The sequence below is a fragment of the Exiguobacterium sp. S3 genome, from assembly GCF_018617295.1.
GTDB lineage: Bacteria > Bacillota > Bacilli > Exiguobacteriales > Exiguobacteriaceae > Exiguobacterium > Exiguobacterium profundum.
Genome location: NZ_JACSJW010000004.1, coordinates 51,760 through 76,892 on the forward strand (window position 1 = coordinate 51,760; position 25,133 = coordinate 76,892).

The 25,133-nt window shown below is 48.7% G+C and carries 30 protein-coding genes and 1 other annotated feature; of the genes, 15 read left to right on the forward strand and 15 right to left on the reverse strand.

Annotated features, from left to right (window positions below):
* Window positions 1–23 precede the first annotated feature (23 nt).
* On the forward strand, window positions 24–806 hold the full coding sequence (gene motA / locus KNO65_RS11190; protein ID WP_015880500.1) for a flagellar motor stator protein MotA: 783 nt from the start codon (window positions 24–26) through the stop codon (window positions 804–806).
* Window positions 784–1,563, forward strand: coding sequence for a flagellar motor protein MotB (locus KNO65_RS11195; protein WP_074034931.1), 780 nt, complete (start codon window positions 784–786; stop codon window positions 1,561–1,563). Before motA ends, KNO65_RS11195 begins: the two co-directional genes overlap by 23 nt.
* Window positions 1,564–1,596: 33 nt before the next feature.
* On the opposite strand, the gene KNO65_RS11200 is transcribed toward KNO65_RS11195, so the two are convergent.
* The 4 genes from KNO65_RS11200 to KNO65_RS11215 form a co-directional block, all read right to left on the reverse strand.
* Entirely contained in the window at window positions 1,597–3,021 is a 1,425-nt protein-coding gene (locus KNO65_RS11200) for a dihydrolipoyl dehydrogenase family protein (protein ID WP_214784228.1), read from the reverse strand.
* On the reverse strand, window positions 3,018–3,383 hold the full coding sequence (locus KNO65_RS11205) for a DUF1499 domain-containing protein (RefSeq protein WP_159563348.1): 366 nt from the start codon (window positions 3,381–3,383) through the stop codon (window positions 3,018–3,020). The genes KNO65_RS11200 and KNO65_RS11205 overlap by 4 nt, the downstream gene beginning before the upstream one ends.
* Window positions 3,384–3,447: 64 nt before the next feature.
* On the reverse strand, window positions 3,448–4,827 hold the full coding sequence (locus KNO65_RS11210) for a sensor histidine kinase (protein WP_214691309.1): 1,380 nt from the start codon (window positions 4,825–4,827) through the stop codon (window positions 3,448–3,450).
* Window positions 4,824–5,516, reverse strand: coding sequence for a response regulator transcription factor (locus tag KNO65_RS11215; protein ID WP_015880495.1), 693 nt, complete (start codon window positions 5,514–5,516; stop codon window positions 4,824–4,826). Before KNO65_RS11215 ends, KNO65_RS11210 begins: the two co-directional genes overlap by 4 nt.
* A gap of 129 nt (window positions 5,517–5,645) precedes the next feature.
* On the opposite strand from KNO65_RS11215, the gene KNO65_RS11220 reads away from it, so the two are divergent.
* Both KNO65_RS11220 and KNO65_RS11225 read left to right on the forward strand, forming a co-directional pair.
* On the forward strand, window positions 5,646–6,467 hold the full coding sequence (locus KNO65_RS11220; protein WP_214784232.1) for a Cof-type HAD-IIB family hydrolase: 822 nt from the start codon (window positions 5,646–5,648) through the stop codon (window positions 6,465–6,467).
* A gap of 30 nt (window positions 6,468–6,497) precedes the next feature.
* Window positions 6,498–7,496, forward strand: coding sequence for an alpha/beta hydrolase (locus KNO65_RS11225; RefSeq protein ID WP_214784235.1), 999 nt, complete (start codon window positions 6,498–6,500; stop codon window positions 7,494–7,496).
* Between the two features lie 49 nt (window positions 7,497–7,545).
* Here the strand turns inward: KNO65_RS11225 and KNO65_RS11230 are convergent, their stop codons facing one another.
* The 4 genes from KNO65_RS11230 to KNO65_RS11245 form a co-directional block, all read right to left on the reverse strand.
* Window positions 7,546–9,105 (reverse strand): aromatic amino acid hydroxylase, encoded by a 1,560-nt coding sequence (locus KNO65_RS11230; RefSeq protein WP_214784238.1) that lies wholly within the window; start codon window positions 9,103–9,105, stop codon window positions 7,546–7,548.
* A gap of 44 nt (window positions 9,106–9,149) precedes the next feature.
* Window positions 9,150–9,343 (reverse strand) — a binding site (T-box leader).
* A gap of 143 nt (window positions 9,344–9,486) precedes the next feature.
* Window positions 9,487–10,164 (reverse strand): uracil-DNA glycosylase, encoded by a 678-nt coding sequence (locus tag KNO65_RS11235; RefSeq protein ID WP_214784241.1) that lies wholly within the window; start codon window positions 10,162–10,164, stop codon window positions 9,487–9,489.
* Window positions 10,165–10,244: 80 nt separating this feature from the next.
* The gene (locus KNO65_RS11240) at window positions 10,245–10,880 is read right to left on the reverse strand and encodes an FMN-dependent NADH-azoreductase (RefSeq protein ID WP_078146124.1); all 636 of its coding nucleotides are present in this window, start codon (window positions 10,878–10,880) and stop codon (window positions 10,245–10,247) included.
* Between the two features lie 119 nt (window positions 10,881–10,999).
* Window positions 11,000–11,431, reverse strand: a complete 432-nt coding sequence (locus KNO65_RS11245) for a MarR family winged helix-turn-helix transcriptional regulator (RefSeq protein WP_047795835.1) — start codon at window positions 11,429–11,431, stop codon at window positions 11,000–11,002.
* A gap of 159 nt (window positions 11,432–11,590) precedes the next feature.
* Between KNO65_RS11245 and KNO65_RS11250 the strand changes: the two genes are divergently transcribed.
* The 3 genes from KNO65_RS11250 to KNO65_RS11260 all read left to right on the forward strand — a co-directional run bounded on the left by KNO65_RS11250 (window position 11,591) and on the right by KNO65_RS11260 (window position 13,587).
* Complete coding sequence (locus KNO65_RS11250; protein WP_015880488.1) at window positions 11,591–11,965, forward strand: hypothetical protein; 375 nt, start codon at window positions 11,591–11,593, stop codon at window positions 11,963–11,965.
* Between the two features lie 134 nt (window positions 11,966–12,099).
* Window positions 12,100–12,984 carry a diacylglycerol/lipid kinase family protein gene (locus KNO65_RS11255; RefSeq protein ID WP_214784244.1) on the forward strand — a complete coding sequence of 295 codons (885 nt, stop codon included), beginning with the start codon at window positions 12,100–12,102 and terminating at the stop codon, window positions 12,982–12,984.
* Window positions 12,985–13,047: 63 nt separating this feature from the next.
* Entirely contained in the window at window positions 13,048–13,587 is a 540-nt protein-coding gene (locus KNO65_RS11260) for a GNAT family N-acetyltransferase (protein WP_353047433.1), read from the forward strand.
* 12 nt (window positions 13,588–13,599) lie between these two features.
* On the opposite strand, the gene cbpA is transcribed toward KNO65_RS11260, so the two are convergent.
* Window positions 13,600–14,235 carry a cyclic di-AMP binding protein CbpA gene (cbpA, locus tag KNO65_RS11265; RefSeq protein WP_031424393.1) on the reverse strand — a complete coding sequence of 212 codons (636 nt, stop codon included), beginning with the start codon at window positions 14,233–14,235 and terminating at the stop codon, window positions 13,600–13,602.
* 186 nt (window positions 14,236–14,421) lie between these two features.
* On the opposite strand from cbpA, the gene pdxK reads away from it, so the two are divergent.
* The 3 genes from pdxK to bshB2 are packed head-to-tail and all read left to right on the forward strand — an operon-like array spanning window position 14,422 to window position 16,320.
* Entirely contained in the window at window positions 14,422–15,246 is an 825-nt protein-coding gene (gene pdxK, locus KNO65_RS11270) for a pyridoxine/pyridoxal/pyridoxamine kinase (RefSeq protein ID WP_015880484.1), read from the forward strand.
* 55 nt (window positions 15,247–15,301) lie between these two features.
* Window positions 15,302–15,673, forward strand: coding sequence for a YojF family protein (locus tag KNO65_RS11275; RefSeq protein WP_074034952.1), 372 nt, complete (start codon window positions 15,302–15,304; stop codon window positions 15,671–15,673).
* Window positions 15,670–16,320 carry a bacillithiol biosynthesis deacetylase BshB2 gene (bshB2, locus tag KNO65_RS11280; RefSeq protein ID WP_074034954.1) on the forward strand — a complete coding sequence of 217 codons (651 nt, stop codon included), beginning with the start codon at window positions 15,670–15,672 and terminating at the stop codon, window positions 16,318–16,320. Before KNO65_RS11275 ends, bshB2 begins: the two co-directional genes overlap by 4 nt.
* 161 nt (window positions 16,321–16,481) lie before the next feature.
* On the opposite strand, the gene KNO65_RS11285 is transcribed toward bshB2, so the two are convergent.
* The 5 genes from KNO65_RS11285 to nhaC all read right to left on the reverse strand — a co-directional run bounded on the left by KNO65_RS11285 (window position 16,482) and on the right by nhaC (window position 21,308).
* The gene (locus KNO65_RS11285) at window positions 16,482–17,315 is read right to left on the reverse strand and encodes an undecaprenyl-diphosphate phosphatase (protein WP_214784247.1); all 834 of its coding nucleotides are present in this window, start codon (window positions 17,313–17,315) and stop codon (window positions 16,482–16,484) included.
* 115 nt (window positions 17,316–17,430) lie between these two features.
* Window positions 17,431–18,501, reverse strand: coding sequence for an MFS transporter (locus KNO65_RS11290; protein ID WP_214784250.1), 1,071 nt, complete (start codon window positions 18,499–18,501; stop codon window positions 17,431–17,433).
* 166 nt (window positions 18,502–18,667) lie between these two features.
* Window positions 18,668–19,180: a type 1 glutamine amidotransferase domain-containing protein gene (locus KNO65_RS11295; RefSeq protein ID WP_026824537.1), complete on the reverse strand. Its 513-nt coding sequence runs from the start codon at window positions 19,178–19,180 to the stop codon at window positions 18,668–18,670.
* 82 nt (window positions 19,181–19,262) lie between these two features.
* The gene (locus KNO65_RS11300; RefSeq protein ID WP_214784253.1) at window positions 19,263–19,847 is read right to left on the reverse strand and encodes a DNA-3-methyladenine glycosylase; all 585 of its coding nucleotides are present in this window, start codon (window positions 19,845–19,847) and stop codon (window positions 19,263–19,265) included.
* Window positions 19,848–19,931: 84 nt separating this feature from the next.
* Complete coding sequence (gene nhaC / locus KNO65_RS11305; protein ID WP_214784256.1) at window positions 19,932–21,308, reverse strand: Na+/H+ antiporter NhaC; 1,377 nt, start codon at window positions 21,306–21,308, stop codon at window positions 19,932–19,934.
* Window positions 21,309–21,525: 217 nt separating this feature from the next.
* Between nhaC and queC the strand changes: the two genes are divergently transcribed.
* The 4 genes from queC to queF are packed head-to-tail and all read left to right on the forward strand — an operon-like array spanning window position 21,526 to window position 23,817.
* Complete coding sequence (queC, locus tag KNO65_RS11310; RefSeq protein WP_214784259.1) at window positions 21,526–22,170, forward strand: 7-cyano-7-deazaguanine synthase QueC; 645 nt, start codon at window positions 21,526–21,528, stop codon at window positions 22,168–22,170.
* A complete protein-coding gene (queD, locus tag KNO65_RS11315) occupies window positions 22,167–22,625 on the forward strand; it encodes a 6-carboxytetrahydropterin synthase QueD (RefSeq protein ID WP_015880475.1) in 459 nt (152 codons plus the stop codon). Before queC ends, queD begins: the two co-directional genes overlap by 4 nt.
* Window positions 22,607–23,317 (forward strand): 7-carboxy-7-deazaguanine synthase QueE, encoded by a 711-nt coding sequence (queE, locus tag KNO65_RS11320; RefSeq protein WP_214784262.1) that lies wholly within the window; start codon window positions 22,607–22,609, stop codon window positions 23,315–23,317. The genes queD and queE overlap by 19 nt, the downstream gene beginning before the upstream one ends.
* Window positions 23,318–23,328: 11 nt before the next feature.
* Window positions 23,329–23,817 carry a preQ(1) synthase gene (gene queF / locus KNO65_RS11325; RefSeq protein WP_015880473.1) on the forward strand — a complete coding sequence of 163 codons (489 nt, stop codon included), beginning with the start codon at window positions 23,329–23,331 and terminating at the stop codon, window positions 23,815–23,817.
* Between the two features lie 30 nt (window positions 23,818–23,847).
* On the opposite strand, the gene KNO65_RS11330 is transcribed toward queF, so the two are convergent.
* Window positions 23,848–24,504 (reverse strand): TVP38/TMEM64 family protein, encoded by a 657-nt coding sequence (locus KNO65_RS11330; RefSeq protein WP_214784265.1) that lies wholly within the window; start codon window positions 24,502–24,504, stop codon window positions 23,848–23,850.
* A gap of 110 nt (window positions 24,505–24,614) precedes the next feature.
* Here KNO65_RS11330 and KNO65_RS11335 point away from each other — a divergent pair, with 110 nt between their 5' ends.
* Entirely contained in the window at window positions 24,615–25,112 is a 498-nt protein-coding gene (locus tag KNO65_RS11335) for a hypothetical protein (protein ID WP_015880471.1), read from the forward strand.
* Window positions 25,113–25,133: the final 21 nt, after the last annotated feature.

The following is a 25,133-nucleotide window of genomic DNA, read 5'->3' on the forward strand; positions in this document are numbered from 1 at the left end:
TCGGAAAGGTGGAAAACAAAGACATGGATGTCGTTACGTTAGTCGGACTCATACTCGGATTCCTCACCCTCGTCGGTGGAATGCTATTAAAAGGAGCAGGTGTTGCGCCGCTGATCAACCCTGCCGCAATGGTTATCATTTTCGTCGGTACAGCCGCGGCTGTCAGTATCGCTGTATCGAAGGAACAACTTCAGAATGTTCCAAAACTGTTTAAAATCTTGTTCAAAAAACAAGAACTCCCAAGCAAGTCCGGATTGCTCACGCAATTCGTCGACTTGTCGACCCAAGCCCGAAAAGAGGGACTCCTCTCCCTCGAAACGGCACTTGAACAAGTCGAAGAACCATTTTTACGCCAAGGCATGATGATGGTCATCGACGGTCAACCTTCCGAATATATTGCGGAAGTCATGTCACGCGACATCGAAAATATGGAACAGCGTCATAAAGCAAACGCCGATATCTTCACTCAAGCCGGGACATATGCCCCGACACTTGGGGTACTCGGAGCCGTTATCGGATTGATTGCTGCCTTGAAAGACTTATCTGATATCGAAAAGCTCGGACATGCCATTTCTGCGGCCTTCGTCGCGACACTTTTCGGGATTTTCACCGGATATGTGCTTTGGTTCCCGTTTGCAAACAAGTTGAAGCAGTATTCGAAGAGTGAAGTCATCATCAAGGAAATGATGATTGAAGGGATTTTATCGATTCAAAGTGGTGAATCTCCAAAAACGCTAGAAGATAAACTGTCTGTGTATTTGTCTCCAAAGGAGCGAGCTGACTATGAAGCGCAAAAAGAAGCATGATCATGAAGAACATATTCCCGAAGGCTGGCTGATTCCTTACGCCGACTTGTTGACACTGTTGCTCGCACTTTTCATCGTACTATTCGCATCGAGTAACATCGACCAGACAAAGCTTGAGAAAATGTCACAGTCTTTCAACCAGGTGTTCTCTGGAGGCGTCAGCGTCTTTCAAGCTTCGACTGCCTCAAACAGTGACATCAGTCGCACAGACAAAACCAATACGACCGCCAACCCACGGACGTATGAATTGGCTCAACTTGACGAGTTAAAAGAAGATGTAAACAAATACATTAAAAAGAACGGTCTCGAAAGCCAAATCAAAGCGACGATCAATTCAAGTGGTCTCGTCTTGACGATTCAAGACCGTGCCCTGTTCAACTTAGGAGAGGCGACTCTCGATGCTGATGCTCGTAACGTCGCACAAAACATCAGTCAAATTTTAGAGAAGGCGGGCAAGCGAGAGATTGTCGTCTCCGGCCATACGGATAACATTCCAATCAATACAGCACGTTTCCCGTCAAACTGGGAACTCAGTTCGGCACGTGCGACCGCGTTCATGCGTGGCCTTTTGGCAAATGATGCCTTGAACCCGGCTCAATTCACGCTCGCAAGTTACGGTGAGTTTAAACCGATCGCGACGAACGATACAGAAGAAGGTCGCTCTAAAAACCGACGTGTCGAGGTGTTGATCAAACCACTCGTCGACCTTTCTGAGGGCGAACCAAAGATGATTGAAACCATCACCTTACCAAACTAACAATCACCCACTCGTTCGAGTGGGTGATTTGTGTTATTGCATCAATTTAAAGTAGCGTCTCGCCAGTTCGGTGAGTGGGCTTTCGAACAATCGTTTTCGCCAGTAAAGGTCTGTCACTTTCTTCACGGCCTCACTTCGCGACGGATACGGGTAAATCATACGGGACAACTTCCCGATTTTGTCACCACGTTGCATCGCATAAACGACAATTTGCATCCAATCCCCCGCCGATTCACCGACTGCATGAGCTCCGATGATTTTTCCATTTTTCTTCGTAATCACTTTGACAAAGCCCGCTTCTTGACGTTCAGCAATGAAGCGGTCCACTTCGGACAGTTTCGCTTCATACGTCTCAATGTCGTCACCGTAACGCTCGCGCGCTTCTCTCTCCGTCATCCCGACGTGGAACACCTCAGGGTCTGTGAATGTGATCCACGGGAGCTTACTATAGTCGACCTTGTTCCATAATCCAAAGAGCGCGTTCGCGACAACCGCCTTCCCTTCTTCTCCAGCGGCGTGTGTGAATGGGAGCGTCTTGATCGTATCGCCAATCGCAAAGATATGAGATTGTGACGTCCGATATGACGACGAGACATCGATATACCCTTTCGTCACCTGAACGTTCGCCCGGTCGAGACGAAGCGCATCGATTCGGGGAACGCGACCTGTCGCCATCAGCAGTTTGTCCGCTTCATATTCGACCGTTTCGCCGTTCACCTCTGTCGTGACACGAATGCGGCCATCGACCTCATCGACTCGATTGACCTTTACGCCGATTTTCAAGCGCATCGCCATCTCGAGTTGAGATTTCAAATAGGTGGCGACGTCCTCGTCTTCTTTAGGTAGGAAATCATCCTGCGCCTCGAGCACGGTCACTTGTGAGCCGAGTCGGACAAAGGACTGGGCCAATTCAAGTCCGACCGTTCCGGCGCCGATGACAATCAGGCTCTCCGGGAGCGTCTCTTCTTCAAAGACCGTTTCGTTCGTTAAGTATGGGACTTGATCGAGTCCATCGATTGGAGGAACTGTCGGTTTCGACCCCGTCGAGATGACAAATTTTTTCCCGATCAATAACTCGTTCCCTACTTTTAATTCGTGCGGGCTTTGGAACGAGGCTTCTCCGATATAGACGTCGACGCCAATCTTTTCAAAACGCTCTGTCCCGTCATGGTCTTGAATAATGGCACGTGCTTTGTCGACACGCGCTTTTGACATTTGATAATGCTCTTGTCCATTGAACTCGGTTCCGAGAACTCGGGCCGCGCGCATCATCGCATTCGCTTCTTTTGAAGCGGCAACCAACGCTTTCGATGGCACACATCCGACATGCAGACAGTCACCGCCTAAATGTTTGTTCTTTTCAACAAGCGCGACCTTTGCGCCTAAATTCGCAGCCCCTGCGGCCACCGTCATCCCGGCAGCACCACCACCGATGACAATCAACTGATAGTCCTTCATCGAATCAACCTCCGGTATCGTTCGCTCACATCTTCCATTCGTTTTCGATTCACGCCAAAGTCTGAATAGCCGACACGCGACGCAGATCGAAACTCGACTTGTTGAGTAGCGTCATCAAATAAAAAATCGACATCATCTTTAAATCGCATCACTTTCGAAGTCACTACATAATGAAGTCCTTCATCTGTTTCCTTCACCAATTCAGCCCGTGGCAACTGATTCATCGCCATCTTAATGGCTTCAATTGATTGCCCGCGACTGCCCGCATACGGCAGTGGGTCCATCCGCAATTCTTCAATTGAAGTTTGGGTTGACACAGCATTCGGACTTCCTTTTAACGGCTTCAAAGATTGATTGGCCATTATAAAAACCTCCCTCAGTCTACATACATCTATATGTAGCCTGAATTCGGGAGGTTTAATCCTATTAATGTAGTTCACTCGGGTCGAGCGGCAATAAGACGGTCACCGTCGTTCCGTGTCCGACCTCGCTCTCGATGACGAGTTTGCCTTCATGCGCTTCAATCAATTCTTTTGAAATCGCAAGTCCAAGCCCGCTACTACCTTCTGTGACATGAGCCTGATAGAACATCTCGGTGATGCGCTGCAAATGCTCTCGTGAAATGCCGGGACCTTCATCGATAATCGAGATGAAGGCAACACGTTCCGATTGCACGAAGCGGATGGTCAACGTTCCTCCGTCTGGCGAGAAACGAATCGCGTTCTCTAGGATATTTAAGAACACTTGTTTCAAACGATTCTCATCAAATAGTCCGACCGATTTTTGAGGATAGCGTTCGATGAGTGTGATGCTTTTGTCTTCAAGTGACTGTTTTAATTGCAGAGTCACTTGACGTAACAAAGAGACCAGGTCCAGTTCTTGGCGATACAAGACCAACCGACTCTCCTCAATTTTTGTATAGTCGAGAAGCTGTTCGACGAGACCGATCATGCGCTCTGTCTCCGAATGGATGATGCTTAAACCGAGCTCCGTCTCTTCAGATAGTTTCTCATCACCACCCCGAATCGTCTCGGTCCATCCCTTAATCGATGTGAGTGGTGTTCTGAGTTCGTGCGATACACTCGAGAGGAATTCGTTACGTGTCGACTGATGCTGCTGGACTTTCGCGCCTAAATACGTGAGCGTTCGAGCCAAGGCTCCAAGCTCATGTTTCTCATTTGACTCAACGGATACATCGAAGTCGCCCTGAGCCATCTCATCGGCCGCCTCGATGATGTGACGAATCGGTCTGACGAAGCGATCGGCAATCCTGATGACGGTGTATAGGGCGAGCAACCAGATCAAGACGCCAATCATGACGACCGTCATCCAAATTTCGCGAATGAGCGTGTCCAAGTCTTCAAGCGGTCGCGTGAAACTGATGGCAAACTCGGACGTATCGTTCGTCATAATGGGACTCGTGACCGACAAGTAATGTTCATCCCCGACGTCATAGTCCTGCACGACGGACTCTCCTTGCGACAGTTGCTGTAACTGTTCTTGAGAGAAAGAGGCCTGCCTTGTTCGTTGTCCCGTCGTTTTGACAATCGAACCGCTCCGGTCGACAATCGTCAAATCAGTTCCAGGATATCCGAATGTTCGGACGAGGACTGAAAAGGCGCTCGGCGTTTCAAACCCAACTTGGGCTTGAGGGTATAGATATGCACTCGTTGTCGCATGACCTAGTAACGCTTCCGACTCATACTCGTAATAGTAGCGATACGTCCCGTAAGACAAAATGCTGACGAGCAAGAGCAAGACGATCGTCACGACAATCATCATGCGAATGACTAACTGTTGTTTCATGCCTCATGTCTCCGCCATTTATATCCGTGACCCCACAACGTCTCGATGTAGACCGGATGACTCGGGTCATCTTCAATTTTTTGACGCAAGCGACGAATGTTGACGTCGACTGTCTTTCGGTCACCGAAATAGTTGACGCCCCATACAGCATCGAGTAGCGCATCACGTGACAAGACGATCTCTTCGTTTTGGACGAGATGACAGATCAAGTCATACTCGGTCGGCGTCAAATCGATCGACTGTCCATACTTCGTCACTTGTTTTGCGGCGAGGTCGATTGCGAACGGTCCCGACTTCAAGCGTTTCGAATCTTTTCGTTTCACTTTTTCGACACGGCGCAACAACGCTTGGATGCGCGCCACTAATTCACCTGGACTGAACGGTTTGGCGATGTAGTCGTCTGCACCTTTACCGAGCCCTTCAATTTTATCTTCTTCGAGCGTCCGTGCCGTCAACATGATGATCCCTACATTTTCGTCAAGATCACGAATGGCAGCACATGCTTCGAATCCGTCCATTTCCGGCATCATGACATCCAATAGGACGACATCGAACGGTTCACGGTCAAATGCGGTGACCGCTTCTCGCCCGTTCGTCGCCTCAAAGACGTCGAATCCGGCTCGTTTTAAATTGACAATAATGAAGCTGCGAATCGCATGTTCATCCTCAGCTACTAAAATTCGATTCATATCGATTTCCACCTCTTCTAGAGTTCACTTCTCTACATTATAGTTACGTTTTTGCGACAAGGTTGTCAATTGACCTTAAAAAGGTTTAGGATGGAGTCATTAGATTCTGAAGGAGGACCCCCTACTACTATGAGTTACAAGATGATTGTATTGGATATGGATGATACGCTCCTCACGAGCGACCATACGATTTCCCCTAAGACAAAAGAAGCACTTCTCGATGCACAGGCGCGCGGCTATAAAGTCGTTCTCGCGAGCGGACGACCAACGTTTGCAATGTGGGAAGCAGCCCGTGAATTAGAACTTGCGAAATACGGAAGCTACATCTTATCGTTCAACGGTGCCTCGGTCATCGATTGTGCGACAAACGAGGAGATTTTCTCGAGCACGCTCCAGCCGGATACAGTCGCCCATCTCCATGATATCAGTGAACGGGAAGGAATCGCGATTCATACGTACGTCGGTAACGAAATCGTAACCGATCGCCCGAACCCTTATACGGATATCGAAGGTGAATTGACGGGAATGCCGGTCATTCATGTCGACAACTTTAAAGATGCCGTGACAGCTCCGGTCGTCAAATGTTTGATGCTTGCGGATGGCGACACACTCGCTCCAATCGAAACGAAGCTACAAACAGAATTGGCCGGGAAATTGGCTGTAGCCCGTTCAAAACCGTTCTTCCTTGAGTTTACTGAAGCCGGTGTCACAAAAGGAACGAGTCTCGCCTTCCTAGCAGATCAACTCGGCATCGCACAAAAAGAAGTCATCGCTTGCGGTGACGGAAACAATGATTTGACGATGATTGAATGGGCCGGCCTCGGCGTCGCGATGGGAAATGCTAACACGACGGTCAAAGGAAAAGCGGACTTCATCACAAAATCAAACAACGAAGACGGAATCGCTCATGTCATCGAAACGTACATGGCGGACGTACTCTTCACGCAATAAGCTTCTGATTGTAGAAAGGGAGGAAGGAAGATGAATAAAGGGTTGAAACGAGCTGGAGTCGGATTGATTGGAACTGCGGTCGCAGGAGCGGCTTATGTGTTCCTCTCACCGAAACCAGCCACACGTTTAATCAAAACTTCGTTTGCGGGGGGAAACGAAGTGGAGATGAAGGGATTCGAGGAAGTCGTTCAAAAGACGTCTGTCCGAAAAGACATCGACTACTTGTCTTCTTATGACAATGGAACCTTTGATTTGATCCGTTATGAAGGAAATAGCCGCACGGTCCCTACCATTTTTTGGGTACATGGCGGATCATTCGTCGGTGGGGATAAATCGGATGTGTTAAAATACGCCACTTCAATTGCGAGTAACGGCTACAACGTCGTCAGTATCAATTACGCACTCGCACCTGACGTGATGTACCCGACCCCGCTCAAACAAATCGAAGAAGCGTACTCGTTCATCGCTGAGAACAATGACCGCTTCCGTCTCGATTTAGACCGCGTCTTCTTTGCAGGTGATTCGAATGGTGGACAGCTCGCTGCACAGTTTGTCGGGATCCAGTTGAATGACGACTATTCGCCTTCTGCTGAAGTGGGACAAGTCGTACCAAAATCCTCAATCCTCGGTGCCATCCTCTTGTCTGCACCGCTCGACTTGAAGCGCACATGGCTCGAATCATCGAAGTCAGTGAACCGCTTCTTGTTCAAACGAATCGGATGGGCATACTTCGGCACATACAATTGGGAGACTCTCCCGGTCGTTGCTGAAGCGTCGCCACTCGTCAATGTACCGGCCACATTCGTCCCAACGTTTATCGCGGACGGGAATGACCATTCCTTTGAGGAGCAGGCCAAGGAATTTGCAACGATTCTTTCAGGACGTACGGATGTCACGACTGTCTTTTATGATCGGAACGAGCACGAGCTTGGCCATAACTATTACTTCGAAATGGACCGCCCAGCGGCTAATTCCACGTATCGTCGTTTGATTACGTTCTTACGTGAAACGACAAATCAATCTGTATAATGCAAAAGAGGCGACGTTCTCCTACAGTGGAAAACGTCGCCTCTTTTCGTTAGCGCAATAGTTCGAACGCGCGACCAATCAATTCATTTCGGGATGGGGAAGTTTGACGCAATGCTTCAAGACGTTCAATCAATGTCTGTTTCAGTCCTTCATCCTTCACCAACTCCAGGCACTCGATGTGTAATAACCAGGCGTCAGGGTGGTTCGTTAAAATCTCTGGGATGAGACCATCGATTGATTCTCCCCTCTCACGCATGAGATGGATGCGGTTGAACATCGGATCATCGTTCGTCCATACACGTTCATCCCGTTCGATGATCACCGGTTTTTCAATCATCATCAGCTCGTCTACCGTTGTTCCTGGGAAAACTGATGGAAGCGAATCGACGCGTACTTCTAGCGAGTCGAGTGAGATCGTCCGTCCTTCTAGGTGAACCGTCACGTCTTCGAGCGCACCGGATGCACATGCTTGCCGAATGCTCGTCCCGTCCTCAAAGAGGTCATCGCGATCGAGCGCGGACTCTGTGTCATGAGCGATCAGTAGCCCGTGTCGCTCTTTTTGTGTGAGCTGTCCATGTTGTACAATTGAACATTCATCCCATTGAATGAGCGTATGTTCTTTCGACTCCGTCATGTGACGAACGATGCCGACACGTTCTGATCCATCTTCAAGTCGAATCGTCGATTGACTTCCTGACGCCAACGCTTTCGCCACAGATTCAATCCCACCTTTTCGAATCGCCATTCTTCCCTCTAGTTCATCTAAGACAGAAGAGAGCGTCTCAAAGTTTGGAATAACGAATAGCTCTTTTTGCATGTTTGTCACGTCTTGCTTCGTCTGTAGCGCGTGCTCCAAGTCGAATGGATGTTTGACGACCGCATCTGTCAGACAGTGACGGCTCTCTCCTACCGATGATAAGAGGCCTGCCCCGTAAATCATCGGGTTGTCGAGGTCACCAATCAATCCGAATTCAACGGTCCACCAAAAGATACGCGCGACCTGTTGTGCTTCAGAAAAGCCAGTCACTTGCGCTTTCGCCTCATGTACGGCTTTCTCCGCCGCCTCGATGTCCTGTTCAGTCGAATTCGCATTCTCCTTCACAATCGTCAAGCGTTTCAATGCGGCGAACGAGGCATGTTCTTCTCGGTTCATGAACGCCTTGGCCCCTAATTGACCGAAGCGTTTGACGATTGCCGAAAACGTCGGGTCCATCAACATTGGCGCATGTCCCGCCGCCTCGTGAATGATGTCAGGGGCTGGACTGTATAAAATATTCTCGACTTTCCGAATGTCTGTCGCGACCGGGAGCATCCCGTTTCCTTGGAAGTCAAAAAAGGCAACGCCGGGGATGAGCCCATCCACTGCGACCGTCGACCATCCTGCCGCCTGCATCTCATCCGTCATCTGTTCGACGTTCGGCAATCGATCCGGTCCCATTCCCGTCCGTTTCAATCCTTCGATGTAAAACGGATGCGCCTTCCCTTCTAACGTGTGCAAGTTCAACCGCAACACGAAACGCCAAACGGCATGATCTGTTGGTGTGTATTCATTGTAGAACTGCGGTGAAATATGTGGGGCTAGGTGTTTCGGAATCGATTGTGTCAACATGTGAAGTCCTCCTTTAAAATCAAAAAATCCCTATCGATTGAATCGATAGGGACGACAAAGCCGCGGTACCACCCTGGTTGCTAGAAAAATTCTAGCCGCTTGATCCGATAACGGGGGACCGCTCAATGATGAGAGCTCAGGAACTGTAATTCGATTCATCTTTTGGGCGTGTTCGCAGCACCACACGCTCTCTGGGCCAGGGAAGATGTCTCTACTTCGGTTCTTTCTTCGCTTTTCTTACATATCCAATTCTTTATCTTTTCTGCAGTTATGCTGTTATGCATATATGCTTTTAAGCACTAAAGTGACGTCTTGTTAGTTACTGTACCAAAGCTAAACAAAAGCGTCAACAAAAAACAGCCTGCGAATTTTCGCAAACTGTCAGAGACACCACTCAATCGGAGATTTTCCCCACTCCTTCAATGTATCGTTTACTTTGGAGAATGGCTTAGAACCGAAGAATCCACGATGGGATGACAAAGGACTTGGATGTACCGACGTGAGCACTTTATGTTGGTCTCCAATCCATTTCATTTTCTTCTTCGCATCATTTCCCCACAAGATGAATACAATCGGTTCCTCGCGACTCCCGAGCCGCTCAATGATGGAATCAGTGAACTGTTCCCATCCTTTTCCACGGTGAGAGCCCGCCTTTCCCGCTTCAACCGTCAGTGCCGTATTTAAGAGAAGGACGCCTTGTTTCGCCCATTTCTCGAGATTGCCACTCTTCGGGAGATCACATCCAACGTCATCTTTTAGTTCTTGAAAGATGTTTCGTAGAGACGGTGGGAAACGAACCCCGTCCTGCACCGAAAAACTGAGTCCATGCGCTTGATTCGGTCCGTGGTACGGATCTTGCCCTAAAATGACGCACTTCACTTCACTAAATTTTGTGTGAATAAATGCGTTCCAAATATCTTCTCGGGCCGGGTAAACGATCGTTTCTTCATAAGCTTGGTCGACGAATTGCTTCAACTGTTGAAAATAAGGTCGTTTCATCTCTTCTTGGACAATATCCGCCCAATCTCCAAGTAGTCGACTCGATAACTGATCTGCCATTGCATACTCCCCTTTCCCTTTGTATCATACCCAAAATAAATGCATACAAAAAGACGAGTCAATCGACTCGTCTCTCTAGGTTATACCGTTACTGCGCCTGCAACTTCTTTCGCAAGTGCTTCAGCTTTCGCTTTCGCGTCTGCAACGATCTCTTCGATTTTATCTGGGTATTGGTTCATCCCTTCGACCGCTACCGTCGTCACTTCAGATACACCGACGAACGCGAGCGCTTGGCGAAGGTATGCGTCTGCGAAGTTAAGGTCAGTTCCTGTGTAGATTCCGCCTGTCCCTTGGATGTGGATCGCTTGTTTGTTTTCAAGCAAGCCGACAGGACCTTGCTCCGTGTAACGGAACGTTTTACCTGCCATGAGCACGCTATCGAGGAACATTTTCATACGTGCTGGGAAGAAGAAGTTCCACATTGGAGTCGCGAACACGTAAAGGTCCGCTTCCATGAATTTCTCAAGCATGCCGCTCATTGTGCCTACCTTTTTCGCTTCTACATCAGTAAGCGCTTCGCCTGAAGCGAATTTGCCCCATGCACTGAGCACATCTCCGTCGATTTCTTGAACATCAACATCGTAGAGTTCGATTGCTTCCACTTCGATCGATGGATTTTCTGCTTGGAGTGTCGAAACGAATGTTTCTGCCACTTGTTTGCTGTATGAAAGTTCAGTTGGTTTCGGGTTAGCCGATACATATAATACTTTAGTCATCGTGTAATCCTCCATTTGTGTAATCTCTAATTTTTCAATAACAGTTAGAACTATATCATCTGTATATCTCATCGTCAATTATTTTAATTTCAAGATATTGAATAAAAAAGCAACGGGCTTTATTTGCCCGCTGCGTTATAACCGACTCGTTTCAATAACGAAATCAATTGTTCCGTCTCTTCATCACTTAACGGTCCATATATATCTTTGAAGATTTCAATATGTTGCGGATAGACGACGTCCATGAGCGCCTTTCCATCGTCTGTCAATGAAGCATATGTGACACGTCGGTCAGACGGGCAGGCGATTCGTTCAATCAGCCCTCGCTTCTCCAACTTATCGATCACATATGTCACGCTACCGCTCGTAATCAAAATCTGATCCCCAATTTGTTGCAACGGGGTGTCTCCTCGTTTATACAGTACGGATAAAACACCGAACTCTGTTGAATTTAACTGGTGGCGTCGTAAATCTTCTTTCACACGATCACTGATGGCATCCATCGTACGCGCAAGAACGACCCACGCCTTCAATTCAAGGGATTCAATCATGTCGGTTTCACCTCAATTCGTTCATCATATATCACTAGTATAGCAGGACTTATGCAGTATAAGCCGGGAAAAATACTTCGTCAAGGAACTTCTTCATTGTCGCCCATGTCGGAAACGTTTAGAATGGTAGTATTGTGATTTTAAGAAAGGGTGGACCGTATGCGTGAGTATTACGAAATTTCATTGACGATTAAACGGGAGTTTTTGCATGCTGTCATCGATTTGTTGAATCGGGAAGGCATCGCACCGGACTATGCGCTCGAAAAAGAAGGCGCGGTCTTTTTATTATTCAATCATTTACCTTGGCCAAACGTGACCCGTGAACCGCATGCCGTGGAACGTTTCTTATTGACGTTGAAACGATCGGACTATTTATTCGTCAAAACGAAACGTAAATCACCGGTCCCCGATCATGAACCGGTCGCCTGTATGGGGGCTCTCGTCTCCCCGTTCAATGAACATTTGCGCATCGAACTTGCCGTGGACGAGTCGGAAGCAAGTCATTTAGATATGTCCGCATTCCGTCATTATTAAACAATCGAATGCCCAACGCATCCCCTTGAAGATTAGAGCGAGATAGCTAATCGACATGGGGATTTTTTAGGAGTATCTGCTTTCTTTGACGGGAATAAAGGACAGTATTCGAGTTGAAAAGGAGACATGTTGGAATGGACACAGTCATGTTAATCGTCAATCCATCCTCAGGGAAAGAGTTGGGGGAACAACACGCAACACATGCCGAAGAGGTGTTGCGCGAACGATATGGACACGTCGATGTCCGCTTCACTGAAAAGGAACAGGATGCGACGAACTTCGCACGTGAAGCGGCAGAAAAGCACTATCAGGCCGTGATTGCGATGGGTGGGGACGGAACCTTGAACGAAGCGGTGACCGGTCTAGCCGAGGCTACTCATCGACCTGACTTCGGCATCATTCCACTTGGGACGGTCAACGACCTCGCCCGTGCACTCGGTGTCCCAAGTGACCCTAAACAAGCAATCGAGGCTCTCCGCGACGCTGAACCGACACCGATGGATATCGGAAAGTATGAGAACGGTTATTTCATGAACGTCATCGCCATCGGGCTCATTGCCGAAGCTGTCGACGAAGTAAGTGTGGAAGAGAAGACGAAATGGGGACCGTTCGCTTACTTGATTGAGGGTGTAAAAGCGTTCCGTGAACATAGTCCTTATGAGTTGGCGCTTGACAGTAAAGACGGGGAGTTTGATGGCGTGGCTTATCTCGTCGTCATCGCCTTGACGAACTCGGTCGGAGGATTTGAAAACTTCGAACCGGACGCGCGACTTAATGATGGTCTTCTTCACGTCTATATCTTTGAAGAGCTCGGGTTAAAGGACGCACTTCAATTAACACCCGCCCTCTTTACAGGAAAGTTGAAGGAAACGGATAGCGTCACCTCATTTTGTACGTCACGGGTGAACGTGACCTCGCCTGATGCGCTTCCTGTAAATGCTGACGGGGACACAGGCGGCAAGCTACCGCTCACCTTTGAAGTATTGCCGAGCCACTTAAACGTATTAAAGCCGGTATAAGAGCAGGAATTTTGACGATTGAATCGAATGTGTTCAAGCGAGAAAGGAGAATGACCTATCAATATCTCACTTGTTCCATTAACAGTCGCATCCGGCGACATCGTCGATACATTCAATTGTTGGAATAACGATCCTGAGATCGTCCATCTTATTCGCCCGAGCCGCTCTAAAGAAGAATTGACCGCCCATTATGAGATGACGGTTGACGATTTAGAAGAACGACTCTTAACGCACGATATTTTCCTCATCTATGCAGATGACCATCTCGTCGGAGAAATGAACGTCATGTATGACCCGCCTCATTTATATCGACAAGAACCCGGTACAGCTTGGCTCGGTTTCGTCATCGGCGAATCTGTAGGTCGCGGAAAAGGCGTTGGCACAGAAGCTCTTCGTTTGTTAGAAGAGCAATTGCGAGCCAAACAAACACCTCGTATGGAACTTGGCGTATTCGCTTTCAACCATGCGGCCCATCGTCTCTATACGAAATGTGGATATCAAGAAATCGGCCGGATCGAGCACTTCACCTACTGGGACGGTCAATTTTGGTCCGATATTCGGATGGAAAAACGACTCGACGAAAAACCCTTTCACGCCAAGTGAAAGGGTTTTGACTTAGTTCTTTAAGTTCTCAACTTCGACAATCCGGAAGCCTTTTTGTTCAAGCTTAGAGACAACCTTGTTTTTCATGTCTTCTTCACAGTCTGGTGGTAGTGTCACGAGTACCCGTCGCAATACTTTACTTTTCGCATCGAGCGTCATCAAGCTCGCGATTGATGTATATTTGTTCACGATTTTCGTGATTTTCTCAAGTGCCCCAGCCTGTTCGCTCAAGGCGATTGTCAAGACGTAACTACCCGTGTCGCGACTCCATGCTTCTTCGAGCATCCCGAGCATCTTACCGTGGGGAAGAATGCCATAAAATTCATTGCTCTCATCTTTCAATACAGCAATGTACGGCAACTCTTTGATTGAGAAAAATACTTCAAAGAATCCATCTGACTCATGGACGTACTTTTGTGTATTCTTGATGAGTGTCATCACATTATCGTCCATGTTTTCCCCGTTCATTCCATGACGATAAATATGCATCTTGTAAATGTTACCGCGGAAAAATTTCCCCGTCTCGTCTAAAACAGGTACACAACGGTATCCTGTTTCTTCAAGCGTATGAAGCGCTTCCCGCAATGTTGCCTTTTCACTGATGGTGACAACATCTTTCTTCGGGATACATAAGCTATGCACTAACATGCGTTTTCCTCCCAGCCAATAATAAAGTGGTCTACACCCTATTCATTATTATTCCCCAAATATGATGAATATCCTGCATACTTTTTCTGAAAAGTTATGAACACTTCTCGTAATCCTTGCATTTGTCGGAATTCAAAAAAGTCGTTATAGTGAAACTATCCAAACAGACAAAGGGGATGGACGATTATGACGATGAAAAAAGCATTAACGATTGCCGGTTCTGACACAAGCGGCGGCGCGGGAATCCAAGCCGACCTCAAAACGATGGAAGAACTCGGTGTATACGGTATGACAGCTTTGACTGTCATCGTGGCACAAGACCCACATAACGCATGGAATCACGAAGTCTTTCCAATCGACACGACCTTGATCGAGAAACAAATCGATACGGTGCTCGCTGGAATTGGAGTCGATGCAGTGAAGACAGGTATGCTCCCGACACCTGAAATCATCGAACTCGCAGCACGGAAGATTAAAGAATACGGAATCCAGAATGCCGTCGTCGATCCGGTCATGGCATGTAAAGGTGCGGATGAGATTCTTGATCCGAACGTTGCGGTCGCGATGCGTCAACACCTCGTACCAGTCGCAAAAATCATCACACCGAACTTATTCGAGGCGCGTATGCTCGCTGGCCTTGATAAAACACCCGCAACGATGGACGAAATCAAAGAAGCCGCTCGTTTAATCCATGAACTCGGCGCAGAGATCGTCATCGTCAAAGTCGGTGGCAAACTCGGATTCGATACAGCATTCGACGTCTTGTACGACGGAAACGAATTCCGCCTTCTTGAAAGTGAAAAAATCGAGCCTGCGTTCACACACGGCGGCGGATGTACGTTCTCTTCTGCCATCGCAGCCTCACTCGCCAACGGTCACACGGTCGAAGAAGCGATTGAAATCGGAAAAGAGTTCATCACAGAAGCCGTTCGTCATTCATTCCGTCTCAACCAATACGTTGGACCGACGAACCATACCGGATACCGTAAAAAAGTAGCAACACAATCGTAAACAGATGACCCGGAACTACGTGTTTCGGGTCATCCTTTCCATTGGAGGGACAGACGTGAAAGCGATTCAACCTGATCACATTCAGCACTATTTAGACAATCACGTCGCGACACCACTTTTCGTCCATGTCGAGACGACGAACGGTGCCTACGCGACACATAATGACCCAGACTTTCATAACGCCGGGATGTTTATCCGTAATGCCAAAATCGAATACAGCATCGGTCAAATTAAAGGAAATGGTCCCTATCGTGTCGGTTTAAAACTCGATCACGGTTGGCTCTATGTCGAGGGATTGACCGACTATGAAATGCACGAAGAACAGTTGTTACTCGCTGGTCACGATCGTCTCGGTCGTCTCGCATGTGCGCTGCACATCGATATCAAGCCGCTCCCACAAGGCGCATCGGAGGTGGAGAATCAATGAATGGACCGTTACTCGTCATATTCCCACACCCGGACGATGAGGCGTTCAGCTCGGCCGGAACGATTATCCAACATCGTCAAAAAGGACTACCCGTCACATATGTCTGTTTGACGCTCGGTGAAATGGGACGTAATATGGGTTCTCCAATCTTTACGACACGTGAAGAACTACCGAAAATTCGAAAACATGAACTCGAAGAAGCATGTCGCATGATGGGCATCGAGGACCTGCGTATGTGGGGTCTTCGTGACAAGACCGTCGAATTTGAGGACGAGGCCGAGCTCGCTGGTCGCTTCCGCGCATTGATTGACGAAGTGAAGCCGGAAACCGTCATCTCATTCTATCCAGGATATGCCGTCCACCCGGACCATGAAGCGACAGCCCGTGCCGTCGTACGAGCGCTTCAAGAGATGGGCGAGACGCGCCCTAAGTTCTTAGGTGTCGCCTTTGACCGCCGCACAGAAGACGAACTCGGACAACCTCACGTCATCGTCGATGTAACGGAAGAGAGCGAACAAAAGAAAGATGCCCTGTTTGCCCACCGGTCTCAGACGGAAGGTCTGCTTCGTGCGATCGATAACGCAGAAAACGCCCACGTCATGGAGTTACTCCAACGTGAGCGCTTCTATCATTATCCGTTCTCATGATTCATAGGCTAGACGGGTCATATAAAGCAATGCCCCGACGGTCCCAAGACCGATTAACGTTCCGAATACTACAACGATTTGTCCCATGTTTTCACCTCTTCTAGACTTTACGAACAATTCCATTCATTGGTTTCAAACACGTGCTCTTCGCACGTGTTTTTTTAGAAGTAAAGAACGTAAATCACGATGGCCAACACGATTCGATAGACCGCAAACGGCATCAATTTCACTTTGTTAATCAACTTCAAAAAGAATTTAATCGAAAGAAGTGCGAACAAAAACGCGCTGACGAAACCGACGACAAACACGGGTAACGTATCGAGCGTGAAGTACGTCCATTTGCTGTACAGTGACAACGCACTCGCTCCAAACATGATCGGTACCGCCATGATGAACGTAAAATCTGCCGCTGCCCGGTGACTCATTCCGAGGAGAACCCCTCCAGAAATCGTTGAACCGGACCGAGAGAACCCAGGCCATAGTGAGAAACATTGAATCAACCCGACACCAAGTGCTTGCTTGTACGTGATGTCATCGAGCGTAGCGGTCGTCTGACGCTTCACACCGGATAAATCTGCAGCAATCATAAAGAATGCCCCAATGACTAACCCAATCAACACCGTCTTGATCGAGAAGAGATGTGTATCGATGTAGTCCTCAAACAGTACACCGAGGACGCCAGCAGGCAGCAATCCGATCAAAATATGTATGAGATTGAACTGACGTGTGGTTCCGCTTTGTCTTAAGGTGAGGAGCGACTTTGGATTCAGTAACGCTTTGAACCGGTCCCGAAAGACGACCACGACCGCTAAAATCGACCCTAATTGAATGACGATTTTAAACGTGTTCGCTACTTCCTGCCCTAAAAACTGACTCGAATTCAACCAGAGACCATCTACGAGAATCATATGACCGGTCGACGAGACCGGGGCAAATTCCGTCAATCCCTCGACGACACCTAATAAAAATCCTACAAATAATTCATACCATTCCACATTGTTTCTCCTATTGATTCATCAAGATTGTTCTCATCATACACTTCTCGACACAATCTTTCGTCCGTCTTAAGACGTAAAAACAGACATGGCTTATGACCCATGTCTGTAAAAATTATCGGGCGGTCGCATGAACGAACCAAACGACAAGCCCAATTAAGATGAACGCCAAAAATAGCGACACTGTCGTTCCTACAATAAAGACCAGCCCCAACACGAGGATACCGAGATGCCATAGCATCGAGACAGATGATTCGGTCGTCGCTCGGATATCGGAAGGCACCTGATGATGCAAGAGCCCAAAATAGAGTGGCTCCATCGCACCATACAATAGAGCTAGGAGTCCCATCACACCGATTCCAATCGGACTCGGGAAAAACCCGACGATGAGAAATCCACCGCCCATTAACCAACCGAACCCGTTTAACCAACGCTTGGATGACGCAAATCGTATAAGCGTCCCCGCAAAAAGTTGACCAGGTAACTGAATCAAAAGCAGGACGCTTGAAATGGCACCGAACCAATAGATTGGGATGGATACATCACGTGCATACAGTTGCCAGAACTCATCGATGAAATTGAATGCGGACACGGCTGCCAAAAATCCGATGGTGACGTTACGAATGGATGTGTGCGACCACACAAATTGAAATCCTTTCAACAAGTGCCGCCACGTCAATCGGTCTTCTCCTTCGCCATGAACGGGTTCAACGAGAAATAAGCTACACACGGTCGCCATCAATAAACTGAGAATGGAAAGTCTGTAGTTCCACTCCAATGGAAGGTACTGAGCCAACATACTGCCACTCCATGCCGCCGTCACAGCGGCCATAATCCCAATCGCGTTCAGTTTTCCAAGAACCCGTTCGAACGACGACGCTTCATGACTTTCTTGTAAGGACTCGTATAGCAGCGCATTCTCCGCCCCACTTCGAATGACCGACCCAACGGCCGAACAGCTGATGGCGACAAAAAATCCGCTGAAGGTGAACGAGTATAACAAGATCCAAAACGATAACCACTCCAAGGTTACACCTGCCTGAATCAGCCGACGCCGTGTCGTGCGGTCCGCCCATACACCAGTCGGTACTTCTAACAGAACGATGATGAGCGCATAGATCATCTCCAAATAGACGACTTCCTGAATGGTGATGCCTCGCGACTCCCAAAACAACCGCTCAATCACGTACGCGGGAATCAGCCCTTCAAACCAACGAATGCACCCTAACCAAACAATGTTTCGACGAACTTAACTCGGTGAACGTGCTCGTTTTCTCATTTGAATCGCCTCCTTATCTTTCTTATTCCCGAATACACAAAAAAACCACGAGATTCCTCTCGTGGTCGACGTGTTATTTTAATAAGTTGAGAATCTCACGATTGAATGCCGGAATATCATCTGGTTGACGGCTCGTCACAAGCTGATTTTGACAGACAACGACTTCTTTGTCCGCATATTTCGCTCCGGCATACTCCATATCGACTTTAATCGATTTATAGCCGGTTGCGTCACGACCTTCTAACGTCTTCGCCGTAATCAACAGCTGTGGCCCGTGACAGATGGCAAAGACAGGTTTTTTCGCATCCATGAAGGCTTTCGCGAACGAGACGAAACGTTCGTCTTCACGCAACAAGTCAGGTGAGAAGCCGCCCGGCAAGAGAAGGGCATCAAAATCTTCTGGCGATACATCGTCAATTGATTGATCGATGTTCACTTTCGCCTCTCCTTGCTTTCCTTCCACCGTGTTGCCGGCTTTCTTTTCGATCGTCACGACGTCATGTCCCGCATCCACCAATGCGTCACGGGGACCCGTGAATTCTACATCTTCAAACATATCCGTAATGAGCGTTGCTACTTTTGCCATATTCTAAACACTCCCTTTGTTTGTTTTATGCACATAGGGACTGTTCCACTGGCATGAATCACTTAAACATCTCCAGGAGCATTCAACGGAATTTCGAGACGTATGGATTATCGCGTTCAAAAAATCGATACGGGTAGTCGCGCGCCTCGCCCGTGTTCGGGATCCCGATGCGTGGACCCGCCTCAATCACTACTCCTGCCTCACCCTCCGCGATGTAGAGTGGGTCTTGTTGAAAGGAATGGCCGTATAAATCCATTGTGATTCCGAGTGCTTTCGTCAACTTCCCTGGTCCGTTCGTCTGGTCATATCGTTTCACCCCAGGACGGTTCGTTGCAATCCATTCATGTCCTTGAATCGGTTCGACCGCTCGAATCAAGACGGCTTCCGGTGTGCCGATCGGACCGCTGACCACGTTCAGGAGCGTGTGCGTATGCATCTGATAAGTGTACACATGTCCAGGTTTCCCAAACATGACTTCCGTTCGCGTCGTTCGACGCCCTCCGAAGCTATGCGCCGCTCGATCGATGGCACCGAGGTAAGCTTCCGTCTCGACAATCTTCGCGATGATGTCACCTTCTGGATGTCGCCTCACCAAATATTGCCCGAGTAAGGCACGCGCCAAGTCAAGTGTCGGTTGTTCATAAAATGCTAAATCGAGTCGCTTCATGGTTCCACCTCCATTTGTTTCATTTTCTCAAAAATCGTAGCTTGCGCACAAAAAAGATGCCCTGCATGGCAGGACACCTGGACGTTATGATGCGATTTTGAGCGATTCACGTTGCTTTCCCAATCGGACGTATCCCAAAATGATGGAGAAGACCGGGCTGAGCCAGAGGAAGAAGGCAAACGGTGCGTATTCCAATACAGGTACGCCGAGTGTCGCTGCGAAGAATGCGCCAGAAACTCCCCACGGAATGAGCGGGTTGATGACGGTCCCGCCATCTTCAAGTGCCCGTGACAAGTAGCGTGGGTCGATCCCACGATCGATAAACCCTTGCTTGAACGCCTGACCCGGCAAGAGAATCGACAAGTACTGTTCTCCCGCGAGCAAGTTGACACCGATTGAACTGAGGACAACTGATAGGACCGAGCTCCCTGGTGACTTCAAACGCTCGAGCAACGATTCAACGATGGCTTGGAAGACACCGAGTTCACGTAATAAGCCACCGAACGCGAGGGCGATCAAGACGAGACTGACCGACCAGAGCATCGATTCAAGACCACCTTTATCGAGTACATTCGCAATCAATTCATTTTCGACATCTGACTTAAAGCCCGACTGCATGACACCGAGCCAGTTCGAGATGCTCCAGTTGCCTTGAACAAAACCGGCCGTCAACACACCGGCGAACATCCCAACAAGCATCGTCGGCAAGACCGGCATCCGACGGAACGCAAGCACTGCGACGAGCACAGGGGCAATCAACGTGAGCCATGAGAGGTCGAAACGTCCGCTGAGCGCGGCTTGCGCCTCTGCGATTTGTGCCGTGTCGGCAGTTTGACCGCTACGTCCGAGGAACATGAATAAAATCAACGTGATGATGAACGCTGGAATCGTCGTCCCCATCATGAAGCGAATGTGGTCGAACAGTTTGACCCCCGCCACTGCCGGCGCAAAGTTCGTCGTATCCGACAACGGGCTCATCTTGTCTCCGAAGAGGGCGCCCGACACGATGGCACCTGCAGCGAGCGCTGGCGAGATGCCCAGTGCCGTTCCGATTCCGAACAAGGCGACACCGACCGTTCCGACGGTTGTAAAGGCGCTTCCTGTGAATGTCGAAACGATCATCGTGATCAATAAGACACTCGGCAAGAACCATTCAGCAGAGATTGTATTTAGACCGATGGAGAGGATCGTCGCGACCGTCCCGGACATTTGCCATACTCCGATGAGCATCCCGATCAACAACAAAATCAACACCGGCATGATCGCTTCACGAATTCCGTTGATCATCGCCGTTTCAATCTGTTTGAAGTCGCGTGAACGATAATACGCGTATCCACCTACTATTACCATTGTGCCAAAAATCGCCATATGTGGCGTCGCTTTGGCCAAAAACATCAGTGCGAGCAAGGTGATCCCGCTCATCAACACGACGAATACAGCTTCTTTTCCTTTCATCTGCATCGACGTCCCCTCCTTTCGTTATATCTTTATGATTTATTATTTCGCCTAACCGCTTAAACGCTTTTATGCACAAAAGCATGTCAGTGATGTTTTTTACTATACTCGCTTCCTTTCTCCCTGTCAAACGTCTTTTTATGATAAATTATATGCTTGAGGGTGACCTCCGGAGTTCGTAACCTCCTCCGACATCAAAACTAGCGAAAAGGAAGTGTGCTTCATGCAACACAAAAAAGCATTGGTCGTCTTTAGTGGTGGCCAAGATTCAACCACTTGCCTGTTTTGGGCAAAACAACAATTCTCTCATGTGGAGGCGGTGACGTTCGCATATGGTCAACGCCATGATGCGGAAATCGAAGTCGCCAAAGAAATTGCGGCAGAGCTCGATGTCCCACACCACATCCTCGACTTGTCCCTACTCGGACAACTCACATCGAACGCGCTCACGAGACACGATCTCGACATCGACAATGCGGATGTTCCAAATACGTTCGTCGATGGACGCAACCATCTATTCTTATCATTTGCGGCCGTCATGGCCAAACAACTCGGTATGCATCACATCGTGACCGGTGTATGTGAAACGGACTTTTCAGGTTACCCGGATTGCCGAGACCAATTCATCAAATCACTCAATGTGACACTCAATTTAGCGATGGATTATCCATTCGTCATCGACACACCGCTCATGTGGCTCGATAAAAAAGAGACGTGGGAACTCGCCGACGAGCTCGGTGCCTTCGACTACGTCAAAGAACGCACGCTCACTTGCTACAACGGTGTCATCGGTTCAGGTTGTGGAGAATGTCCGGCGTGTAAGCTTCGTCAAAACGGACTCACAGCTTACGAGGAGGTGCGCGTATGAAACATGCTCCATTCCTCGCTCCGACCAGTGTCGAATCAAAGCAAGAAGGCTCGCTCATCTACTGTCCGCATCGCGTTCAAATCGTCAAAGAAGTGACGTTCGACGCAGCGCACCATCTTTTTGATTATGACGGCAAATGTCGTGCCCTTCATGGTCATACGTATAAGCTCCAAATGGGTGTCAGCGGCTTTCTCGACAATCGCGGGATGACGCTCGACTTTGGTGACTTGAAAAAGATCTTCAAAGAAGAGCTTGAGCCATATCTCGACCATCGCTATTTGAACGAATCACTCCCTTATATGAATACAACTGCAGAAAACATGTGTTATTGGATTTTTGAACAGTTGGCGACACACTTGCCAAATGAACGCGACGTCCGTGTCGAGTTCGTCCGTCTGTATGAAACGCCAACGTCTTACGCTGAGTTCCGCCGTGAATGGTTGGTGGAATCGTGAAAATCCCTGTTCTTGAAGTGTTCGGACCGACCTTCCAAGGCGAAGGCCGGGCCATCGGACAGAAGACGATGTTCGTCCGGACCGCCGGTTGCGATTATCGCTGTTCGTGGTGCGATTCTGCCTTTACGTGGGACGGTTCAGAAAAACCGGACATGCTGACAGCCGATGAGGTGATTGCTCGCCTGGATGCACTTGGTATGTACGATTACGTCACCATCTCGGGTGGCAATCCGCTCCTCATCGCGGCTATGGAAGACCTCGTTGTGAAGTTGAAAGAACGTGGTGTCACACTCGCTGTCGAGACGCAAGGTAGCCGCTATCAAGACTGGCTCACACAAATCGATGACGTGACCCTCAGTCCGAAACCTCCATCGTCTGGTATGAAGACCAACTGGGAGCAACTCGACGCCATCGTCGAACGGTTATGCCCGGAGCAGACGACATTCAAAGTCGCTGTCTTTGATGAAGTGGACCTCGCCTACGCAAAAGAAGTGCAACTGCGCTACTCACCGGACGTCATGTATTTGTCGGCCGGTAACCCAGAGCCTGGTGCAGACGGCGACATCACCGATGCCCAGCTCCGTCGTTTGAAACAACTATGGGAAGACGTTGCACGCGACCCGTCATGGCAAAGCGTCCGCGTCCTACCACAACTACACACATTACTGTACGCCAACGAACGTGGCGTCTAAGGAGAATGAACATGAGACCAGAAGACTTACAAGACCTCTCGCTCCTCGGACAGAAGAGCGTCCCATATATTTTTGAATACACACCTGACGTCCTTGAGGCGTTCCCGAATCGTCATCCTGAGAACGACTACTTCGTGAAATTCAACGCACCCGAATTTACATCGTTGTGCCCGATCACGAACCAACCGGACTTCGCAACCATCTACATCTCGTACATCCCGGATGAGAAACTCGTCGAGTCGAAGTCGTTGAAGTTGTACTTGTTCAGCTTCCGTAACCACGGTGACTTCCACGAGAACTGCATCAATGTCATCGGGAAAGATCTCGTCAAGTTGATGGAGCCGCGCTATCTCGAAGTGTGGGGGAAATTCACACCACGTGGCGGTATCTCGATCGATCCGTACTACAACTACGGAAAACCGGGTACGAAGTACGAAAAAATGGCGGAGCATCGTCTGTTCAACCATGACCTGTATCCAGAGACGGTTGACAACCGTTAATTGAAAAGTAGGCGCTCCATCTGGAGTCGCCTACTTTTTTTGATAGCGATGAATCTGTCGCTTGATCGGTTCACGGAAAACGGTCGCAACGAGCGTCAACACGAGCATGATTCCAAATGCCAAGGCGATGAGCGTCCAATCCCCACTGGCGATACTACTCCCGAGAAAATTGTTCGCAAACGCTCCGGGAATCATACCGACGACGGTCGCAAACAGATAGGCGAGTACGTTTACTTTTGCCAAACCAGAAGCATAGCTGACCAAATCGAAATTAACGAGCGGGATGAGACGTAAGATGAGGACGTAAAAGAAGCCGTCTTCTTCGATTTTACGCTGAATGGCTTCGTAATTCGTTGATTCGAAGTGATGCAGGAAACGATCGTCGAAAAAAATTGCCACATAATACGCAACAAGCGCACTCAATGTCGCCCCGATGACGGTATAGATGACGCCCGGTAACATTCCAAACGCCAAGCCGCCGGCGACCGACAAGACGGACGTCGGGAACAAGATGAGCGGACGAACGGTGAACAACAAGATGTAAATGAGCGGAGCCAACCATCCGAATTGAATGATGTAGTCCCGAATATCGCCTGGGCTTACGTCAACCCACTGATAAAGGAATGTCGCCGTCCCGAACAGGAGTAGGACGAGTGCAATCATCCATTGTATCTTCCACTTCTTCATCGTCCTCCTCCTCTCTATTTGCTTTTATTCCCGTAATCGAGGATGTCATCCACCTTTTTTCAGCCATCTCGATATGGTACGGTTAGAAAAAGCAGAAGGAGGAAATCGATATGAACCTTGCAGATGCCCTAACGTTGAAACAGTTGCTCCATGAGCAAATCGATACATTGACCGAAGAGATTGAGCATGTGGCGTTCATCTCGCTTCAAGCGAATGAATCCATTCCGACCATTCAGTCTCGTTCCCTTCAAGACATCGAGATGGAACTTGAACACATTCGTCTAGACTTACGTCAGCTCGACCGTCTCATTCAAGAGGCAAACGTCCAAGCCGTTGTCGAGACGCACGACGGTCCGCTTCCGCTCGTCGAGGCAATCGAACTTGCTGTTCAGTTACGCGTCCAAGCACGACTTTATGAAAAATTATCGCTTCGTCCGAAGAAAGACTATGTGCATGGGGTTGCCGTGATCAAACACGCCTTATACGATCCGGAGCTGTATCGCCTGAAAGCGCGCGATATTAAGAAGCGTGCCATTCGAATCGAAAGTGCGATTCAAGCCGTCCGTTATCAGACTGACATTGAATTTGATGCATCACGATATATGTAAAAAGCGAAGGGATTCCTTCGC

Excerpts from the sequence above, each read along its gene's own strand:
- queF (WP_015880473.1), top strand. The coding sequence starts at position 23,329 with ATGAGACCAGAAGACTTACAAGACCTCTCGCTCCTCGGACAGAAGAGC.
- bshB2 (WP_074034954.1), top strand. The coding sequence starts at position 15,670 with ATGAATGGACCGTTACTCGTCATATTCCCACACCCGGACGATGAGGCG.
- KNO65_RS11200 (WP_214784228.1), bottom strand. The coding sequence starts at position 3,021 with ATGAAGGACTATCAGTTGATTGTCATCGGTGGTGGTGCTGCCGGGATG.
- KNO65_RS11250 (WP_015880488.1), top strand. The coding sequence starts at position 11,591 with ATGCGTGAGTATTACGAAATTTCATTGACGATTAAACGGGAGTTTTTG.
- KNO65_RS11225 (WP_214784235.1), top strand. The coding sequence starts at position 6,498 with ATGAATAAAGGGTTGAAACGAGCTGGAGTCGGATTGATTGGAACTGCG.
- KNO65_RS11240 (WP_078146124.1), bottom strand. The coding sequence starts at position 10,880 with ATGACTAAAGTATTATATGTATCGGCTAACCCGAAACCAACTGAACTT.
- queE (WP_214784262.1), top strand. The coding sequence starts at position 22,607 with ATGGTTGGTGGAATCGTGAAAATCCCTGTTCTTGAAGTGTTCGGACCG.
- KNO65_RS11255 (WP_214784244.1), top strand. The coding sequence starts at position 12,100 with ATGGACACAGTCATGTTAATCGTCAATCCATCCTCAGGGAAAGAGTTG.
- nhaC (WP_214784256.1), bottom strand. The coding sequence starts at position 21,308 with ATGCAGATGAAAGGAAAAGAAGCTGTATTCGTCGTGTTGATGAGCGGG.
- KNO65_RS11300 (WP_214784253.1), bottom strand. The coding sequence starts at position 19,847 with ATGAAGCGACTCGATTTAGCATTTTATGAACAACCGACACTTGACTTG.
- KNO65_RS11235 (WP_214784241.1), bottom strand. The coding sequence starts at position 10,164 with ATGGCAGATCAGTTATCGAGTCGACTACTTGGAGATTGGGCGGATATT.
- motA (WP_015880500.1), top strand. The coding sequence starts at position 24 with ATGGATGTCGTTACGTTAGTCGGACTCATACTCGGATTCCTCACCCTC.
- KNO65_RS11295 (WP_026824537.1), bottom strand. The coding sequence starts at position 19,180 with ATGGCAAAAGTAGCAACGCTCATTACGGATATGTTTGAAGATGTAGAA.
- KNO65_RS11205 (WP_159563348.1), bottom strand. The coding sequence starts at position 3,383 with ATGGCCAATCAATCTTTGAAGCCGTTAAAAGGAAGTCCGAATGCTGTG.
- KNO65_RS11195 (WP_074034931.1), top strand. The coding sequence starts at position 784 with ATGAAGCGCAAAAAGAAGCATGATCATGAAGAACATATTCCCGAAGGC.
- KNO65_RS11220 (WP_214784232.1), top strand. The coding sequence starts at position 5,646 with ATGAGTTACAAGATGATTGTATTGGATATGGATGATACGCTCCTCACG.
- KNO65_RS11230 (WP_214784238.1), bottom strand. The coding sequence starts at position 9,105 with ATGTTGACACAATCGATTCCGAAACACCTAGCCCCACATATTTCACCG.
- queC (WP_214784259.1), top strand. The coding sequence starts at position 21,526 with ATGCAACACAAAAAAGCATTGGTCGTCTTTAGTGGTGGCCAAGATTCA.
- KNO65_RS11245 (WP_047795835.1), bottom strand. The coding sequence starts at position 11,431 with ATGATTGAATCCCTTGAATTGAAGGCGTGGGTCGTTCTTGCGCGTACG.
- KNO65_RS11210 (WP_214691309.1), bottom strand. The coding sequence starts at position 4,827 with ATGAAACAACAGTTAGTCATTCGCATGATGATTGTCGTGACGATCGTC.
- queD (WP_015880475.1), top strand. The coding sequence starts at position 22,167 with ATGAAACATGCTCCATTCCTCGCTCCGACCAGTGTCGAATCAAAGCAA.
- KNO65_RS11215 (WP_015880495.1), bottom strand. The coding sequence starts at position 5,516 with ATGAATCGAATTTTAGTAGCTGAGGATGAACATGCGATTCGCAGCTTC.
- KNO65_RS11335 (WP_015880471.1), top strand. The coding sequence starts at position 24,615 with ATGAACCTTGCAGATGCCCTAACGTTGAAACAGTTGCTCCATGAGCAA.
- cbpA (WP_031424393.1), bottom strand. The coding sequence starts at position 14,235 with ATGTTAGTGCATAGCTTATGTATCCCGAAGAAAGATGTTGTCACCATC.
- KNO65_RS11330 (WP_214784265.1), bottom strand. The coding sequence starts at position 24,504 with ATGAAGAAGTGGAAGATACAATGGATGATTGCACTCGTCCTACTCCTG.
- pdxK (WP_015880484.1), top strand. The coding sequence starts at position 14,422 with ATGACGATGAAAAAAGCATTAACGATTGCCGGTTCTGACACAAGCGGC.